12 protein-coding genes are annotated in these 16,421 nt (G+C 64.1%); 5 read left to right on the top strand and 7 right to left on the bottom strand.

Annotated features, from left to right (window positions below; all coding sequences use genetic code 11):
• Positions 1 to 9: 9 nt before the first annotated feature.
• The 6 genes from AC4CS3_RS06850 to AC4CS3_RS06875 all read right to left on the bottom strand — a co-directional run bounded on the left by AC4CS3_RS06850 (position 10) and on the right by AC4CS3_RS06875 (position 7,785).
• Positions 10 to 642, bottom strand: a complete 633-nt coding sequence (locus AC4CS3_RS06850; RefSeq protein WP_490782777.1) for a TetR family transcriptional regulator — start codon at positions 640 to 642, stop codon at positions 10 to 12.
• A 2-nt stretch (positions 643 to 644) separates the two neighbouring features.
• Positions 645 to 2,522 carry a glycoside hydrolase family 3 protein gene (locus AC4CS3_RS06855; protein ID WP_490782778.1) on the bottom strand — a complete coding sequence of 626 codons (1,878 nt, stop codon included), beginning with the start codon at positions 2,520 to 2,522 and terminating at the stop codon, positions 645 to 647.
• Positions 2,519 to 3,367, bottom strand: coding sequence for an ATP-binding cassette domain-containing protein (locus AC4CS3_RS06860; RefSeq protein ID WP_490782779.1), 849 nt, complete (start codon positions 3,365 to 3,367; stop codon positions 2,519 to 2,521). Before AC4CS3_RS06860 ends, AC4CS3_RS06855 begins: the two co-directional genes overlap by 4 nt.
• Before the next feature lie 3 nt (positions 3,368 to 3,370).
• The gene (locus AC4CS3_RS06865; RefSeq protein ID WP_490782780.1) at positions 3,371 to 5,218 is read right to left on the bottom strand and encodes a dipeptide/oligopeptide/nickel ABC transporter permease/ATP-binding protein; all 1,848 of its coding nucleotides are present in this window, start codon (positions 5,216 to 5,218) and stop codon (positions 3,371 to 3,373) included.
• Positions 5,215 to 6,156: an ABC transporter permease gene (locus AC4CS3_RS06870; protein WP_490782781.1), complete on the bottom strand. Its 942-nt coding sequence runs from the start codon at positions 6,154 to 6,156 to the stop codon at positions 5,215 to 5,217. Before AC4CS3_RS06870 ends, AC4CS3_RS06865 begins: the two co-directional genes overlap by 4 nt.
• Positions 6,157 to 6,237: 81 nt before the next feature.
• Positions 6,238 to 7,785, bottom strand: a complete 1,548-nt coding sequence (locus AC4CS3_RS06875) for an ABC transporter substrate-binding protein (protein WP_490782782.1) — start codon at positions 7,783 to 7,785, stop codon at positions 6,238 to 6,240.
• A gap of 197 nt (positions 7,786 to 7,982) precedes the next feature.
• Between AC4CS3_RS06875 and AC4CS3_RS06880 the strand changes: the two genes are divergently transcribed.
• Positions 7,983 to 10,169: a glycoside hydrolase family 3 protein gene (locus AC4CS3_RS06880; RefSeq protein ID WP_490782783.1), complete on the top strand. Its 2,187-nt coding sequence runs from the start codon at positions 7,983 to 7,985 to the stop codon at positions 10,167 to 10,169.
• Positions 10,170 to 10,280: 111 nt separating this feature from the next.
• On the opposite strand, the gene AC4CS3_RS06885 is transcribed toward AC4CS3_RS06880, so the two are convergent.
• Entirely contained in the window at positions 10,281 to 10,916 is a 636-nt protein-coding gene (locus tag AC4CS3_RS06885) for a TetR/AcrR family transcriptional regulator (protein WP_490782784.1), read from the bottom strand.
• 186 nt (positions 10,917 to 11,102) lie between these two features.
• On the opposite strand from AC4CS3_RS06885, the gene AC4CS3_RS06890 reads away from it, so the two are divergent.
• The 4 genes from AC4CS3_RS06890 to AC4CS3_RS06905 all read left to right on the top strand — a co-directional run bounded on the left by AC4CS3_RS06890 (position 11,103) and on the right by AC4CS3_RS06905 (position 16,386).
• Entirely contained in the window at positions 11,103 to 12,626 is a 1,524-nt protein-coding gene (locus AC4CS3_RS06890; protein WP_490782785.1) for an ABC transporter substrate-binding protein, read from the top strand.
• 108 nt (positions 12,627 to 12,734) lie between these two features.
• The gene (locus tag AC4CS3_RS06895; protein ID WP_490782786.1) at positions 12,735 to 13,676 is read left to right on the top strand and encodes an ABC transporter permease; all 942 of its coding nucleotides are present in this window, start codon (positions 12,735 to 12,737) and stop codon (positions 13,674 to 13,676) included.
• Entirely contained in the window at positions 13,673 to 15,529 is a 1,857-nt protein-coding gene (locus AC4CS3_RS06900; RefSeq protein WP_490782787.1) for a dipeptide/oligopeptide/nickel ABC transporter permease/ATP-binding protein, read from the top strand. The genes AC4CS3_RS06895 and AC4CS3_RS06900 overlap by 4 nt, the downstream gene beginning before the upstream one ends.
• Positions 15,526 to 16,386: an ATP-binding cassette domain-containing protein gene (locus AC4CS3_RS06905; RefSeq protein WP_490782788.1), complete on the top strand. Its 861-nt coding sequence runs from the start codon at positions 15,526 to 15,528 to the stop codon at positions 16,384 to 16,386. The genes AC4CS3_RS06900 and AC4CS3_RS06905 overlap by 4 nt, the downstream gene beginning before the upstream one ends.
• The last annotated feature ends 35 nt before the right edge of the window (positions 16,387 to 16,421 follow it).

Genomic DNA, 16,421 nt, shown 5'->3' on the forward strand with positions numbered 1-16,421 from the left:
TACTGCTAGCTAGTTGGGCTGGGTGCTCTCGGCTGCCGGCCTCTCGCTGGGATGCGCGTACTTGTTCCATAAGGCGTCCACGGTTCCGGGCAGGTCGATGGTCGGATCGATCGCCCACTGGGACTGAAGGCCGTCGGAGAGGGCCAGAAGCATGCGGGCCACCACCCCCGCGTCGGCCTCCGGATCGAAAAGACCCGCCTTCTGGCGCCGTTCAATGTCCCGGGTCACCCTGCTGTGGGTCACCACGTCGCGGTCCAGAAAATATTCATGGGACGGGTGCTCCGGATCGACGGCCTCGGCCTGGAGCCTGACGTAGAGCTGCACCAGGCCAGGCGTTTCCACGTTGTGGTGCGCCAGCTTGATGATGAGCGGGAGCTCGTCGAGGTCCGAGGAAGGGGTCAGGATCTCACGGTTGACTTCGTCACGCTTCCGGAGGACCTCCGCGAGCAGCTTTTCCTTGGTGTCGAAATGGTGGAGGAGGCCGGCCTGCGTCATGCCCACCTCGTCAGCAATGTCCCGCAAGATCGTGGCGCCGTAGCCGTTCCGGCCAATGACGTCCAAGGCGCTGCGGAGAATATTCTCCTTGGTCGCCCGTCCACGCGCGTAAGAACCCCTGCGGGGCCGGACTTCGGGACTCTTCACCGTCATAGCTCCATCCCAAATCCACACTCGTAAAGGGCATCCTCCGCGTCTCCGGGGACGTCAGGTCGTGATGCTATCACCGACGCCTCGGAGCGAGGAAGCTGGAACGGCAAGCGTCCCTCCGGACGCACGGCACCCGTCAGCGCTTGCAGGACAGCCGCGTCCGAAGCACCGTAAACCGCCGCGATGGCGGCGCTGTGTGGCTCCAGCGATGTGAGGACCGCCGGCCTGTCCAAATGGGCAACCACGACGACGGGAACCGCCTCCGCGAGCCGGCCCACTGTCTTGACCGTCTCGGCGTCGAATTCCAAGCTCCCGGCATGGAAGCTGGACTCAAGCATGTACTGGTCACGGAAATCGAAGGGGGCGTTGACCCGTACGATGGCGACGTCGGCGTCTTCGGCGTTGACTGCGCGTTCCAGTCCGGCCAAGGCCAGCGCTTCCGGGGAGACTTCCCGGGAGAACACCCGCGTGCCGGGACGGAGCGGCAGGATCGGCCTCAGGGCGGAAACCGCCCCGCCGTCGTGGACTGCAGAATTCTTCAGCACCGTCACGGATCGGGCCTGGGCACGAGTGCCCGCATCGACAAATTCAGGGAGTCCCGTCCGTTGCTCTACGAGGGATTCATCCACGAAGGGGTCATCGAACAGGCCGAGCTGGAACTTCACTCTGAGCAGCCTGCGGACGGACTCGTCGATCCGTTCTTCGCTGACCCGTCCCTGGCGGACCAAATCCACCACCACTTCCGGGCACTCTTCGCCGCCAAGTTGGTCGCAGCCAGCATCGATGATCTTCAGCACCCGGTCCTCGACGGAAAGGTGCTCGACGCCCCATGCGCGCGGCGGCAACTGCCTTCCGTGAAGACGGGATTCAGTGACCAGTCCCCAGTCCGTGCACACGACGCCGGTGTACCCGAGTTTCTCGCGGAGGAGGCCTCGGATAATCTGCCGGTTGTAGCCGAAGCCGACCTCCTCAACCGGCTCGTCGTCGAGCTCCAGGCCCACCGGCATTCCGTAGTACGGCATGATCGCGGACACCCCCCGGGAGATGACCCGACGGAACGGCTCCAGGTGGTAGTCGAACATGCCGCCTGGGTAGACCTGCTCCCGGCCATACGGGAAGTGGGCGTCCTCGCCGTCGAGTTGAGGACCGCCGCCCGGGAAGTGCTTGGCCATGCAGGCGACGCTGCCGTCGTCGAGCGCTTCACCCTCGAAACCGTCCAGGTACGCCAAAGCCAGCCGGGACACCAGGCCGGCGTCCTGCCCAAAGGTGCCGTACTGGCGGGCCCACCGGGGCTCCGTGGCCAGGTCAATGGTCGGGTGCAGCGCGGCGCGAATTCCGACGGCGGTGTACTCCTTACGGGCGATGCCGGCGAATTCGCGGACCAGCTCTTCGTCTCCGATCGCCGCCATGCCGAGCGGCTCGGGCCACGCGGAGAAATGGATCGCCGTGAACGACGCTCCCCAGTTTTCGGCGAAGGAATGCCGGGGATCCGTGGAGAGCGTCACGGGGATACCGTGCGGAGTGTCTGCTGCACGCCTCTGCACCTCGTTCACCCACTTTGCTGCGAGTCTGGGCTCGGGGAGGAAATGGACGTTGATGTGGTTGATGAGTTTGTCCCCAACGAGCTCGGCTGCGCCGGAGCGGCCCGCGCGTGGCGCGTCGTCGTCAAGCGAGCCGCTCTCGGTGGCGCTGGCCATCGTGTGGAACATGAGTCCGGCCTTCTCCTTGAGCGACAATCGGCCTAAGAGGTCCTCAACCCGCTCCTGCACGGGCCGCCGCGGATCCTCGTATGGATCCATGACACCGTTGCCGTTCAGGTCGCGGAAGGCTACCCCGTCCGGGCTCTGCCTGAACTCGTCTCGTATCGCCACGCTCATGCTGCCGGCTCCGCAGCGGCCGCCACCAACTGGCGCCGGGCTTCCCGCCGCTCGCGCTGCTGGGTGGGATGGGGCACCGGCGCGGACATGAACAGCTTTCGGGTGTAGGGGTGCACGGGCTCGGACGTCACTTGCTCCGCCCGGCCGTGTTCGACGATCCTCCCCTTGTAGAGGACGATCACATTGTGGCTGATGTGCCGAATGACGCTGAGGTCGTGGGAAACAAACAGGTAGGACACTCCCGTGCTCTCCTGGATTTCGACGAGGAGGTCCAGGACCCGGGCCTGTGTGGTGAGGTCCAGCGCGGACACGGGCTCGTCGCAGACAATAAGCCGGGGCTCGACGGCGATGGCCCGGGCGATGGCGATGCGCTGGCGCTGGCCGCCGGAGAATTCCCGCGGCAAGCGGCTCCCCGCATCCGAGGGCAAGTGGACGCTGTCCAGGAGGCCCCGGATCTTCTGGATGGCGTCTTTCCTGCTGGTTCCCAGGATAGTGAGTGGCTCGGCGAGGATGTCCTCCACCGTCATGGACGGGTTCAGCGAAGTGTAGGGATCCTGGAAGACAACCTGGATGTCCCTGCTCAGTGCCCGCCGTTCATTGCGGCCGGCCTGTGTGATGTCTTTGCCATCGAAGGTGATCCGGCCAGCGGTGGGTTTGACCAGGCCGAGGATGGACCGCCCGATTGTCGTCTTGCCCGAGCCGGATTCCCCTACGAGGCCCAGGGTCTCGCCGGGGCGGAGGGAGAACGAGATGTCTTCGAGGGCGCGGAAAGCAGGCTTCCGGCCCTGGCCGGGGTACTCCACGGCCAGGCCGTCCACCTCGAGGAGGCGCTTGTTGTTCGGCATCGCTTACTCCCTGCCATGGGTCGGGGACGTCATTGCGTCGTTGGTGAAATGTACGTCGTCATCGAACGGATACGGGCGGGCCGGACCGTCCTCCAGCATGGAACGGAGCAGCTTGCGTGTGTATTCGTGATCCGGATCGCTGAGGATCTTCTCGACGTCGTCCATCTCCACAATGCGGCCGGCCTGCATGACCGCCACCTTGTTGCAGATATCGGCCACGACGCCGAAGTTGTGGGTCACAAGGACTACCGCCATTCCGGTTTCCAGCTGCAGGTCGCGCAGCAAGTCCAGGACTTCTGCCTGGACGGTGACGTCCAGTGCCGTGGTCGGCTCGTCGGCGACGAGCAGGCGCGGGTTGCAGGACACAGCGCCGGCGATCAAGACGCGCTGCGCCATACCACCGGAGATCTCATGCGGGTAGGACTTGAACGTCTTCTCCGGGTCTTCGATGCCCACGCGGGCCAACAGGGCAAGGGCGCGTTTCTCGGCGTCCGGCTTGGACAGGCCAAGCCGCCTCCGCATGGGGACTGTGAGTTGGTAGCCGATCCGGAAAGACAGGTCCAGGTTGCTCATGGGCTCCTGCGGGACGTAGGCGATGTCGGTGCCTCGGAGTATCCCCCGTTCCGCCTTCCCTAACGCGGTGAGTTCCTTGCCGTCGAACATGATCGAGCCGCCGCTGGCGCGGCCGCCGTCGGGCAACAGACCCAGGATGGCGAAGGCCGTCTGGGTCTTGCCGGAGCCGGATTCACCCACGAGTCCCAGCACTTCGCCAGGCCCCACGTGGAAGCTGACGCCGTGGACTACTTCTTTCTGCGTGGCACCGGTGCCATAGGCCACTTTGAGGTCTTGGACGGACAGGAGCGCCTCTTTCGGGTGCTCAGTGGCGAGTGTCGCTGCCGCCGTCATCGAGCTGCCTGCCGACAGTGCGGCAACCGGCGCGGCAACCTTCGGAGCTTTTGCCGCACGCCCGCTCGTGCCGGAATGGCCGCGTTCCTCGAGGGAGTCGCGGAGGGCGTTGCCGAAGAGGACCAGCGCCATGCACATGAGGCCGATGGCCAGGCTCGGCCAAAGGATCAGTGATGGGTTGAGGGCGATCTTACGGAAGCCCTCGTTGAGCATATTGCCCCAGGATGGGACAGAATTGTCGCTGACGCCGAGGAACTCGAGTCCGGCCTGGATCGCGACGGCGATGCTGGCCACTCGAGCTGCCTGGATGATGACGGGTGCGCGGACAACCGTGAGGATGTGCCGGGCGATAATCCGTGCGTCGCTCAGTCCCGAGACGCGTGCGGCGTCGACGTAGAGTTCGTTCTTCACGGCCTGCACGGCGCCGCGGACCACCCGGTAGAAGCTGGGGGCCAGGTGCACGCCGAAAATGGTCATTGCGATCCAAACGGAGGGGCCGACGACGGCGCGCACGGCCAGCAGGACGACGATGCCGGGCAGCGCCATGTTGAGGTTGTTGAACCACGACGAGGCGGTGTCGAACCAGCCCCCGTAGTAGCCGGCGACGAGTCCGGCGGACACTCCGATTACGAGTGCCACGACGAGGGCGATGGCGGCACCGATCAGGTTTACCCGGCTACCCCAGAGGAGGCGGCTCAGGGTGTCCCGGCCAGAGCCGTCCGTGCCGAGGAAGTGCCGTCCGCTCGGCGGCTGCATGGCTTCCCTGAGGTTAACCGCGTTTGGATCGAGCAGGCTGAGCAGCGGCACGACGATCGCGATGACGATGATCACTGCGAGGACGATGCAGGATGCCAGACCGAGGGGATTCCGAAGGAAGCGCCGGACCAGGCCCGGGCGGGCAACCACGGGTTCGACGCCGGTGGGGACTTCTGTCGCGAGGGTCATGACAGGCGCACTTTCGGATTGAGCCACGCGACGAGGACGTCGACGAGGAGATTGACGATGACGATGATGAGCACGACGGCGAGCACTACCCCGATGACGAGAGGCAAGTCGGTGCGGCTGGTCGCCTCGACGGCCAGGGAGCCAAGGCCCGGGAGGGCGAAGACCGATTCGATGACGACGGCGCCACCCAGGATGCCGACTACCTGCACCGCGATGGTCGTGAGGCCGTTGGTGGACGCGTTGCGTAGGACGCTAGTGAGGATGATCCGCCGTTCGGAGAGCCCCCGGCTGCGCACCGTGCGGATGTAGTCGTGGCGAAGCACCTCCAGCGTGGCGCTTCGGACCTGCGTGGCGACTCCGGCGACGCCCCCAATGGTGAGGGCGATCACCGGCAAAGTGATGGCCCGGACCCAGCCGCTGGGCGATTCCGTCAAGGGGATGAAGCCCGTGGCCGGGAACCATTTCAGCTGGATGGCGAAGTACGTTACAAGGAACAGCGCCACGATGAAGGATGGCAGTGCGTCCCCGAGCGTGGCGAGGATCTGCAGCGTGCGGTCCACCCATCCCTTCCGGACTGCGGCGTAGATACCCGAAGCGAACGCCAACACGCCGGTCAACAAGGTCACGACGATTACCAGGCTGAGCGTCACGGGCAGCCTGACCATGAGGGTGCTCCACACCGAAGCGCTGCCGAAGTAGGAAGCGCCGAGGTCGCCGCCGAGAGCCTTCATCAGCCAAGTGAAGTACTGGACGAGCAGGGGCTGATCCAACCCGAGTTCGTGGTTCTTCAGGGCCACCTGGGCCTCTGAAGCGTTCTCCCCGAGGATGTTGCGGGCGATGTCGCCGGCCGCCGGGTAGAGCAGCACATAGGCCAGGAACGACACAGCCAAGAGGAGGACCACCGCGGACAGTAGCCGCCGTAGTAGGAAATTGGTCACCTTGGACTCCTTGGTCAGGGTACAGGTCAGGTCTGGAGCGGATAAACGGGTGCCGGGTCTCCAGCCCCGGCACCCTCGTTGCTACTTGCCCGTGGGCTTGTAGTTGTAAATGGACGGAACTGCTTGCTCGGCCTGGTTCTCCACGGCGACCTTGTCGTTGTGGTAGAAAAACTGCTCGAGGCGGTACAGGGGGCTGAACCAGTGCTGGTCAATGAGGTACTGGTTGAGTTGCTTGGCTGCGTCGCCTGCGGTCTTTTCGTCGCCGGTCTGAACCTTTTGGATCAGGGCGTTCAGCTCAGGGGTCTGGGACTTCAGCGGGTTGTACGGGGCATTGGGCGCAATGAGCAGCTGGATGTTCCGCCAGTCGTCACGCTGTACGAGACTCATGTAGGAAACAGCGAAGTCGCCCCGCAGCATTGACGGGATTGCTTGTCCGGGACCCCATTGGTGCCGGACCACCTTGACGCCGATCGCCTTCCAGTTCTGCTCGATGGAGTCGTAGATGGCGGGGTCGAAGACCGGGCTGATCGGCAGCGTCACGGTCATGTTCTCGGCGCCGGCATCCTTGAGGAGCTGCTTTGCGCGTGCGGAATCGTACTTGTAGGCGCCGTCGAGGCTTGCATCGTAAGCCGGGACATTAGGGCGGAAGGTCTGGCTGGTCAGCTGGCCCTTGCCCAGTGCGACAGCCTGCAGGAGGGCGTCACGGTCGATAGCCAGGGTAAGGGCTTCGCGGACGCGGGGATCCTTGAGCTCGGGTGTCATGGTCCCGTTACGGTCGAAGAAGAAGATGCCCTCCCAGTTCGTCGAATACGGCTGGTGCAAAAGCCCGGCCGTTTCGGCGTCGGTTGCAGACGCCGCGCGAGCAAGTATCGCGGCGTCAATCTGACCTGATTTCAGGGCGTTCAGGCGTGCGGTCTCGTCTGTCAGGATCTGGAACTCGACTTTGTCATACGGGAGCTTGTCACCCCAGTAGGAATCGTTCCGCTTGTACGAGATCTTGGATCCCGCCACAGTGTTGGCGGTATCCAGGATGTAGGGGCCGGTGCCTACCGGGTTGGTCTTGATTCCCGGCGTCTCCAGCGCGTTGGGGGCGCCCATGTAGCCAGCGGCATTCGTCAGTGAGTATGGGATTCCGGGATCGGCCGCCGACAACTTCAGTACCGCGGTGGTCGGGTCGGGAGTTGTCACGGACGCGACGGACTTCAAGGAGCTGGCCAGTGGGCCGTTGGCCTTTTTGAAGTGCTCCACGTTGGCTTTCACTGCAGCTGAGTCAAAGACCTCGCCGTCGCTGAACTTGACGCCTGTGCGCAGCTTCAGGGTGTAGCTGAGTTTGTCGGCGCTCGCCTCCCACGAGGTGGCAAGCATCGGACTCAACGTGCCGTCCGGGTTGAGCTTGATCAGGGGATCGTAGGCGGCTTGGTAGACCGGGGCCAAGTGGCCTTCGTTGGCCTGTGCCGGGTCGTAGCTGGTCGGCTCCTGCAGGGAACCGATTCGAAGCAGGGGTGCGGTGGCGGGTCCAGCCTGCGTCTGCTGTGTTTGCGTTGACGTGCCGCCGCAGGCGGTGAACGCCAGGACCGAGACGACGGCGGTCACCACCATCGGTATAAGCCGGCTCTTGATGCCCATCATTCCTCTTCCTAAGACTCCGTTGTGGTTAGGGTCGGCACCGAATAAGCATGTGCCGCTCGTCACATGCTAAATTGAATTAAGTATTCGGCGCAAGGTGTGACGATCAAAGCCTGAAACGCAGGTCACAGTTGCAGCCGAATCCGAAATCGAATTTTGTTTCCACTCCAAAGCTGCGTAAACCCGGTAGGTAGCCAGCAATGACCGACGACGAAGTGAGGATCATGAACCAGGAAGTCACCGCCTTTGAAGCCGCCGTGGCGCGAATCAGGGCAGGATCCCATCCGTACGCTGAAGCCAAGGCGCTGTACGAAGAGTTGAGCGGCGACGAAAGGCTTGGACTGCTCGACGGCGACACTCCCTTTTGGGAGGGCATGGCCGAGATTTCGCGTGGATACAACCAGCGCCCGTATGTCCACGGAGAAGTAGACCGTTTGGGTGTTCCTGGCATCCGCTTCGTTGACGGTCCCCGCGGTTGCGTCCCTGGACAAGGTACGGCGTTCCCCGTTTCCATGGCGCGGGGAGCCACCTGGGATCCGGCCTTGGAGGAGAAGGTGGGTGAGGCCATCGGCCGGGAAGTCCGCGCACAGGGCGGGAACCTCTTCGGCGGAGTGTGCATCAACTTGCCGCGCCATCCCGCGTGGGGTCGGGCGCAGGAGACATACGGCGACGATCCCCACCACTTGGGCGAGTTCGGGGCGGCCCTGACGCGGGGGGTCCAGAAGTACGCCATGGCATGCGTGAAGCACTATGCCGTGAACTCCATGGAGAACGCGCGGTTCCATGTGGATGTAACCATCGACGAGGCAACGCTCCACGAGATGTACCTGCCGCATTTCAAGCGCTCGATCAATGAGGGTGCCGCGGCGATCATGACTGCGTACAACTCAGTTAACGGGGATTGGTGTGGCCAGAACACCTACCTTCTCACCGACGTGTTGCGCGATCAGTGGGCTTGGGACGGCATCACCGGGAGCGACTTCATCTTCGGCCTGCGCGACGCGGCTGCCTCCCTCAATGCGGGGCTCGATGTCGAAGAACCGTTCTCCCAAGTCCGCGGGATGCACTTGCGCAAGGCGTTGGAGGATGGGCACACCTCATGGGAGTACGTGGAACGTGCCGGATTGCGCCTGCTGACGGTCCAGCTCAGATCCTACGCGCAGCGGATTGAACATGAGCCGCCGCTCACGGTGATGGCTAGCGGGGAGCACCGCGTCCTGGCTCGAGAGGTAGCGGCCCGTGCCATGGTGCTCCTGAAAAATGACAACGTCGGCGCTTCGGCAGTCCTGCCTTTGGACCCGGACGCGGTCCACAGCCTCGCCGTGATCGGACGTTTGGCTGTCCGGCCGAACATGGGGGACTTCGGGTCATCCAACGTCCACCCCCCGAGCTCCACGTCGCCGCTCGAAGGCATCCGCGCCGCGTTCCCCGGAGCAAGAATCGTCGTTGTGGACCAGGACGATCCGGAGGCCGCGGAGAAGGCGGCCCGGGAGGCTGACGTCGCGATCGTCGTCGTCGGCTTCGACGAGAGGGATGAGGGCGAATTCATCGGAGCCGGCACGCTGACCGACCCTGAACTTCTGGGGCTATTCCCGCCGCGGCCGGCTGGCGTCGAAATGCCGAAACCCAAGAAGGGTGCGGGGATGACCGCGGGCGAAGGCTATGGCGGGGACAGGACTTCCCTCCGGCTGCGTCGCGTCGATGAGGAGATCATCCTTGCCGTGAGTGCCGCGAATCCACGCACTGTGGTGAATGTCGTGGCCGCTGGCGCCGTCATCTCCGAAAACTGGCGCCACGACGTGCCAGCGATCGTCATGATGTGGTACCCGGGAATGGAAGGCGGCCATGCCTTGGCCGATGTCCTCACCGGTGCCCACAACCCATCAGGCCGTCTTCCGTATTCCATTCCCACCTCGGAGGAGCACCTTCCGGCCTTCGACCGCAATGCACGTGCGATGACCTATGACCGGTGGCACGGCCAGAGGCTGCTGAACAAACTTGGCGTGGAAGCGGCCTTCCCCCATGGATTCGGGCTGTCCTACACCACCTTCGGCATCCGGGAAGGAAGCGTTACATCGGGCCCCAGCGGGGTCACGGTATATGCCAAGGTCACCAACACTGGAGCACGCGATGGACACCACGTAGTGCAGGTCTATGGACAGCGAACGGACGGCATTCATGCCGGCGAATGGTTGCTTGCGGGATTCCTGAGCGTGTTCGTCCCGTCGGGCGCGACAATCGACGTGGCCGTTCCGGTTTCGCTCGAAGCCCTGGGCTCCTGGAACCCGGCCACGAAGACCATCGAGGCACCTTCGGTCACGTCGGTGAGCTTCAGGGTCGGCGCCCATGCCGAAGACCCCCAGGCCCTCCACCTGGCAGTCTCGTAGGCCCGACCCCGGCACCCTCCGGCCCAACTGCCGCACCCGGACCCAAGTAACTCGCAGTTAATGTCGTTCTGGGCCCTCTAAACGACAACTATTGCGAGTTAGTTGGGTGGGCTAGAAGATTTCGGTCGTGACGGCGTTAAGGTACGCCGCGACTTCGGATGGCATGTCGACGGATTCGTTGTCGAGAAGCCACTGGACCTGCAGGCCGTCCATGAGTGCGATCAGTTGGCGTGCCGCTGCGGCAGGCGCGACGCCGGGCCGTAACGTGCCCGCGTCCGCCATGTGCGAGAAAGCATCGCTCAGCAAGCGGCGTACCCAGTCGTACCGGTCGCGGAAATACTTGTGGGCCGGGTGCTCGGGGTCGGTGGCTTCCGCGGACAGTACGCAGTACAGCGCCACGAGGCCCGGGATGGTGGTGTTGTGCCGGGTCAGATCCACCATGGCGTGCAGCAAGTCCGCACCCTTGGCATCCAAGGCCCCTGTGTAAATCGCGGACTCGTCGTCGCGGAAGGTCAGGAGTGCCTCAAGCAAGGCTTCCTTGCTGGGGAAGTGGTGCAGGAGACCGGCTTGCGTCAGGCCCACTTTGTCCGCCACGTCCTTCAGCGAGCCCGAGCGGTAGCCCGAGGATGAAAAGACGTCGAAAGCCGCCTTCAGGATTTCCTGCCTCCGCGCCTCCGTCTTGGCATAAGTGCCGCGGCGCCCTCGACGCACCGTCTCGGGCTGTGTGCCGCCCGCGGTCTCTTTCATGGATCAACCCTAACAACGTAGATTTTTGAATAAGTCCATCAATTGGTCAACCACTGTGCGCATCGTCACATTTCATAACGATTCAAAAAATTCATCTAAAACCTAGTGGTCGCTAGGTTTTAGCTGTTACGGTCTTTCCCAATGGCCGTCCATGGTGGACGCCACTGATCGTGAAAGGGACCAAAGATGTTCCGATCCAAGCGAATGGCCGCAGTCATTGCGGCTGTTGCCCTGGGGCTCACTGCTTGTGGTGGTGGCGGTGCCGCTGCCCCTCAGGACCAGTCCTCCCAAACCCTGACTCTGGGCGCGCTGCTGGCGCCCAAGACCTTCGCTGCAAACCAGTCCGAGTTCGCCAACCTGTCGCCGTTCTACCAGGCCGTGTACGACACTTTGATCCGGATGAAGCCTGATGGCTCGCTCGTGCCGATGCTGGCCAAAGACTGGAAGTACAACACGGACAAGACCGTCCTGACGCTCACACTGCGCGACGACGTCAGATTCACCGACGGCACCCCCTTCAACGCCGACGCCGCGAAGCAAAACCTTGAACGCTTCAAGGCAGGCACGTCGCCGGATGCACAATTCCTGGCGGCCCTGAAGACCGCCAAGGCCGTGGACGCAACCACACTGGAACTGACCCTGTCCGCCCCGGACCCGGCGTTCCTGAACTACCTGTCCAAGGACGCGTCCTTCATGCAGAGCCCGGCATCCTTCGGCAACGCGGACATCGCCACCAAGCCCGTCGGCTCCGGCCCCTACGTGCTGGATACCGCAGCCACCGTGACCGGTACGTCCTACAGCTACCACCGCAACCCGGATTACTGGGACAAGGGCCTGGTGCACTACGACAACCTGGTCCTCAACGTCTACGGCGACCAGACCTCCCTGCTGAACGCCATCAAGTCCGGGCAGCTCAACGCCGCCAACACCGCTGACAACAACACGCTCACGGAGATCCAGGCTGCCGGATACAAGGTCAATCCACTCCAGTTGAACTGGGCAGGCCTCATCCTGTTTGACCGCGCCGGTACCACCAACCCCGCGCTCAAGGACGTCCGCGTCCGCCAAGCACTCAACTACGCCTTCGATACCAAAGCGATGCTGCAGTCAATCGGCCAGGGCTATGGCGAGCTGACCACCCAGGTGTTCCCGCCGTCGTCGGCTGCTTATGACAAGTCCCTGGACTCCCGCTATGCCTTCAATCCCGCCAAGGCCAAGGAACTGCTCGCGCAGGCCGGCTACGCCAGCGGGCTGACCCTGAAGCTGCCGTCCTCCGCGCTCATGGGCAACACCCTCCCGGCACTGATCACCCAGCAGCTCAAGGACGTCGGCATAACGGCGGAGTTCACGGACACCGGCAACAACTTCATTGCCGACCTCCTGGCGCCGAAGTATGGCGTGAGCTACATGATCCTGGAGCAGCAGTCCGACTGGCAGCTGATCAACATGAAGATCGCGCCCGGTGCCCCGTGGAACCCGTACAAGTACGAGGACCCGAAGGTTGACGAGCTGATCAACAAGATCCACGTCGGTTCTACGGATGAGCAGACGGCCGCCGCGAAGGAACTGAACAAGTACATCGTGGAGCAGGCATGGTTCGCTCCGTGGTACCGCCCGCAGTCCAGCTTCGTCTCCGACGCCAAGACCAAGGTCGAGGTCCAGACGGGTAACGCCTACCCGTTCATCTGGTCCTTCTCTCCCGCCTCCTAGCGGACAGCTGCCGGGACCGGACCGCCCAGTCAGTGACAGAAATCGCTCATTGACACAAGCGGTGGCCTGGTCCCGGCGGCCCCAGGAACCTTCCCTTAAGGAACTTTGATGTACCGTTTCGTGCTGCGCCGCCTGCTCTCGGGCGTCCTCCTGCTGTTCGTCATTACAACGGTCGCCTACTTGCTGCTGTTCGCGGGTGGCGGCGATATCGCCCGCCGCATCGTGGGCCCCACAGCCAGTCAGGCCCAGGTGACACTGAAGGCCTCCCAGCTAGGACTGAACCGCCCGCTTGTGGTCCAGTACTGGGATTGGCTCACCCACGCCCTCACTGGCGACCTTGGACGCTCGTGGTTCAACGGCCAGTTGGTCGCCACCGGCGTCACCAGCCGGGTATCCGTGACCCTCTCCCTGGTGTTGGGCGCCACCATCATCGCCGCGGTGATATCGGTGGTCATCGCTGTCCTGGCCGCAGTGCGCCGGGGCTGGGTGGACCGCGTGGTCCAGTTCGTAGGCGTTCTGGGGTTCGCGATTCCCGGCTTCCTTATCGCTTTGGGACTCGTATCCCTGTTCGCCTTGAACCTCAAGTGGTTCAAGGCCACCGGTTATATACCGATGACGACGTCGTTTGGCGGCTGGGCGGCCACGGTCACCCTGCCGATCATCGCCCTTTCGATCGGCTGCATCGCCTCGGTGGTCCAGCAGGTGCGCGGCTCCCTGATCGATGCCCTGCGCCAGGACTATGTCCGCACTCTTCGTGCCCGGGGCCTCTCCTTCAACCGGGTGGTGTACAGGCATGTGCTGCGCAACGCCGGCGGTCCTGCCCTGGCAGTCCTCGCGGTCCAGTTCATCGGCCTGCTCGGCGGTGCCGTGATCGTTGAACAGATCTTCGCCCTGCCCGGCCTCGGGCAGATTGCAGTTGCCGCCACCAGCCAGGGGGACATCCCGGTGGTGATGGGCGTCGTCGTCGCCACAGCCGCCATCGTGGTGATCGTCAACCTCATCATCGACCTCGCCCAAGGCTGGCTCAACCCGAAAGTTCGGCTGTCATGATCGACACCTCCATCGCACTGCCCACCCAGGCAACCAAAGTCTCCTTGTTCCGCAAGCTCCTCACGAACCCCACCGGGGCCGTATCCATGCTGGTCCTCGCGCTCGTGGCGTTGGCCGCGGTGCTGGCACCTGTGCTCGCAACGCACGATCCGGGGCTCGCCAGCCTCCAGGCGGTTTTGGCCAAGTCCGGCCCGGACCACCTGCTGGGTGCGGACAGCGCCGGGCGCGACGTCTTCAGCCGCCTGCTCTTCGCGGGACGATTCAGCCTGGCCGGGGCACTGCTGGCGCTCTTGGTCGCCGTCGCGATCGGCGTCACCGGCGGCCTGGTGGCCGGATACTACGGCGGCTGGTTCGATTCGGTGTCCTCCTGGCTCACCGGCTTGCTCATGGCAATGCCCGGCATCGTGATCCTGCTGGCGGCACGGGCCGTCGTCGGACCATCGATGTGGTTGTCCATGATGATCTTCGGCGTCCTGCTTTCCCCGGCTTACTTCCGGCTGGTCTACGCCTGCGTGACGGCGGTGCGCAACGAACTCTACGTCGACGCGGCACGGGTCTCAGGGCTCAGTGATTTCCGGATCATCGGCCGCCACATCCTCACCGTGGTGCGCGCACCCGTCATCATCCAGTCCGCTATGGTCCTTGGCATCGCCATCGCCATCCAGGCCGGCCTGGAATTCCTTGGCCTGGGCGACCTGAACATCCCCACGTGGGGGAGCATGCTCAACGACGGCTTCATCAACCTCTACAAGGCACCCACCCTTGTACTGTGGCCAAGCCTCGTCCTCGGCGTCGTCTGCATCGCGCTGACCCTGTTGGCCAATGCGATGCGTGACGAACTCGAGCGCAGCCGCGGGCCGGTCAAGCGCCGCCGCAAGGAGGCCGCCGCCGTGCACCCCGCCGAAGCCGCCGCCAAGCGCGGCGAGCCGGCAGTGGTGCATCCCGAAATGCCGTCCGGGAATCTCGGTGAGATCCTCCTGGAGGTCACCGACCTGGGCGTCGGCTACGACCAGCCCGACGGTTCCACCACCCATGTAGTGAACCATGTAGGACTCACGGTCCGCCGCGGAGAAGTCCATGGGCTCGTGGGCGAGTCCGGCTCGGGCAAGACCCAGACCGCTTTCTCCATCCTCCGGCTCCTGCCGCAGGGCGGACGAGTCACCGGCGGCTCCATCATCTTCGACGGCACGGACCTGGCCCGCCTCTCAGAAAAGGAAATGACGAAGGTCCGCGGCAAGCGCATCGCCTATATCCCGCAGGAACCCATGAGCAACCTGGACGCCGCCTTCACCATCGGCAGCCAGCTCATGGAACCCATGCGGGTGTGCCTCGGCATCTCCAAAGCGGAAGCCCGGAAGCGCGCACTGGCACTGCTCGCCAAAGTGGGGATTCCCCACCCCGAACGGACCTTCAATGCCTACCCGCATGAGATCTCCGGAGGTATGGCCCAACGGGTGCTGATCGCCGGCGCGGTCTCATGCGAGCCGGACCTGCTTATCGCGGACGAACCCACCACGGCACTCGACGTCACCGTGCAGGCCGAAGTGCTTGACCTGCTGCGCGAACTCCAGGACGAGTTGAAAATGGGCGTCATCCTGGTGACCCACAACTTTGGGGTCGTCGCCGACCTTTGCGACCGCGTGACCGTGATGCAGACGGGCCGCGTGGTGGAAACCGGGCCCGTCCGGACCATCTTCAAGGACGCCCGCCACCCGTATACCCGACAGCTGCTGGAAGCGATCCTCGAGGACGCGGCACCGCGTGGCCCCCTCAACACCGGGGGACCGCTGAACCCGGGCGGGGAACTCACCACCAGCGGCCAGTCCAAGGCATTGAAAGGAGTGACGTCATGACCGAAACACTGCTCGACGTCAGGGACGTCGTCGTCGAATATCCACTCAAGGGCTTCCGGAAGGAACCCTTCCAAGCACTCAAGGGCGTTTCCCTGGACATCCGCCCCGGCGAGACCGTGGGCCTGGTGGGGGAGTCGGGCTCCGGCAAGACTACGCTGGGCCGCGCCATGCTGGGGCTCGCCCCGGTCACCGGGGGCAGCATCAAATACCGCGGCCAGGAAATCTCCAAAGCAACCAGGGCCCAGCGCAAGGAGCTCAGCCACGAGATCCAGGTGGTGTTCCAGGACCCCTACACCTCGCTCAACCCGTCCATGACCATCGAACAGATCCTCACCGAGCCGCTCACCGTCCGGAAGGTGGAACGCCAGGCCGCCAACAAGCGGGTCGCCGAGCTGCTGGACCAGGTCAGGCTGCCGCACGGCGCTGCCCACCGGCTGCCGCGCGAGTTCTCCGGCGGGCAGCGCCAGCGCATCGCCATCGCCCGGGCCCTGGCCTTGGACCCGAAACTGATCGTGTGCGACGAACCCGTCTCGGCCCTGGACCTCTCCACCCAGGCCACGGTGCTGGACCTTTTCATCGAGATCCAGGAACGCACCGGCGTCGCCTACCTCTTTGTCTCCCATGACCTCGCGGTGGTCCGCCACCTCAGCCACCGCGTGGCCGTGATGTATCACGGCGAAATCGTGGAATGGGGCGAGGGCGAGCAAGTCACCGGAGAACCGGAACATCCCTACACCCAGCGCCTCTTCATGGCCGCCCCGGTTCCTGACCCGGACCGGCAAGCCCAACGCCGCGCCGACCGCCTCCGCTTGCTGGACATCCAGCACCAACAGAACGTCCAAGCCGGCGTCGCCTGACGCGAAGCAAGCCTCTATGACCAGCACAGACACAC

The sequence above is a fragment of the Arthrobacter sp. SE2 genome (assembly GCF_058244265.1).

Coding starts and splice junctions, on each gene's coding strand:
- AC4CS3_RS06855 (WP_490782778.1), bottom strand. CDS start 2,522: ATGAGCGTGGCGATACGAGACGAGTTCAGGCAGAGCCCGGACGGGGTA.
- AC4CS3_RS06860 (WP_490782779.1), bottom strand. CDS start 3,367: ATGCCGAACAACAAGCGCCTCCTCGAGGTGGACGGCCTGGCCGTGGAG.
- AC4CS3_RS06865 (WP_490782780.1), bottom strand. CDS start 5,218: ATGACCCTCGCGACAGAAGTCCCCACCGGCGTCGAACCCGTGGTTGCC.
- AC4CS3_RS06875 (WP_490782782.1), bottom strand. CDS start 7,785: ATGATGGGCATCAAGAGCCGGCTTATACCGATGGTGGTGACCGCCGTC.
- AC4CS3_RS06880 (WP_490782783.1), top strand. CDS start 7,983: ATGACCGACGACGAAGTGAGGATCATGAACCAGGAAGTCACCGCCTTT.
- AC4CS3_RS06885 (WP_490782784.1), bottom strand. CDS start 10,916: ATGAAAGAGACCGCGGGCGGCACACAGCCCGAGACGGTGCGTCGAGGG.
- AC4CS3_RS06890 (WP_490782785.1), top strand. CDS start 11,103: ATGTTCCGATCCAAGCGAATGGCCGCAGTCATTGCGGCTGTTGCCCTG.
- AC4CS3_RS06895 (WP_490782786.1), top strand. CDS start 12,735: ATGTACCGTTTCGTGCTGCGCCGCCTGCTCTCGGGCGTCCTCCTGCTG.
- AC4CS3_RS06900 (WP_490782787.1), top strand. CDS start 13,673: ATGATCGACACCTCCATCGCACTGCCCACCCAGGCAACCAAAGTCTCC.
- AC4CS3_RS06905 (WP_490782788.1), top strand. CDS start 15,526: ATGACCGAAACACTGCTCGACGTCAGGGACGTCGTCGTCGAATATCCA.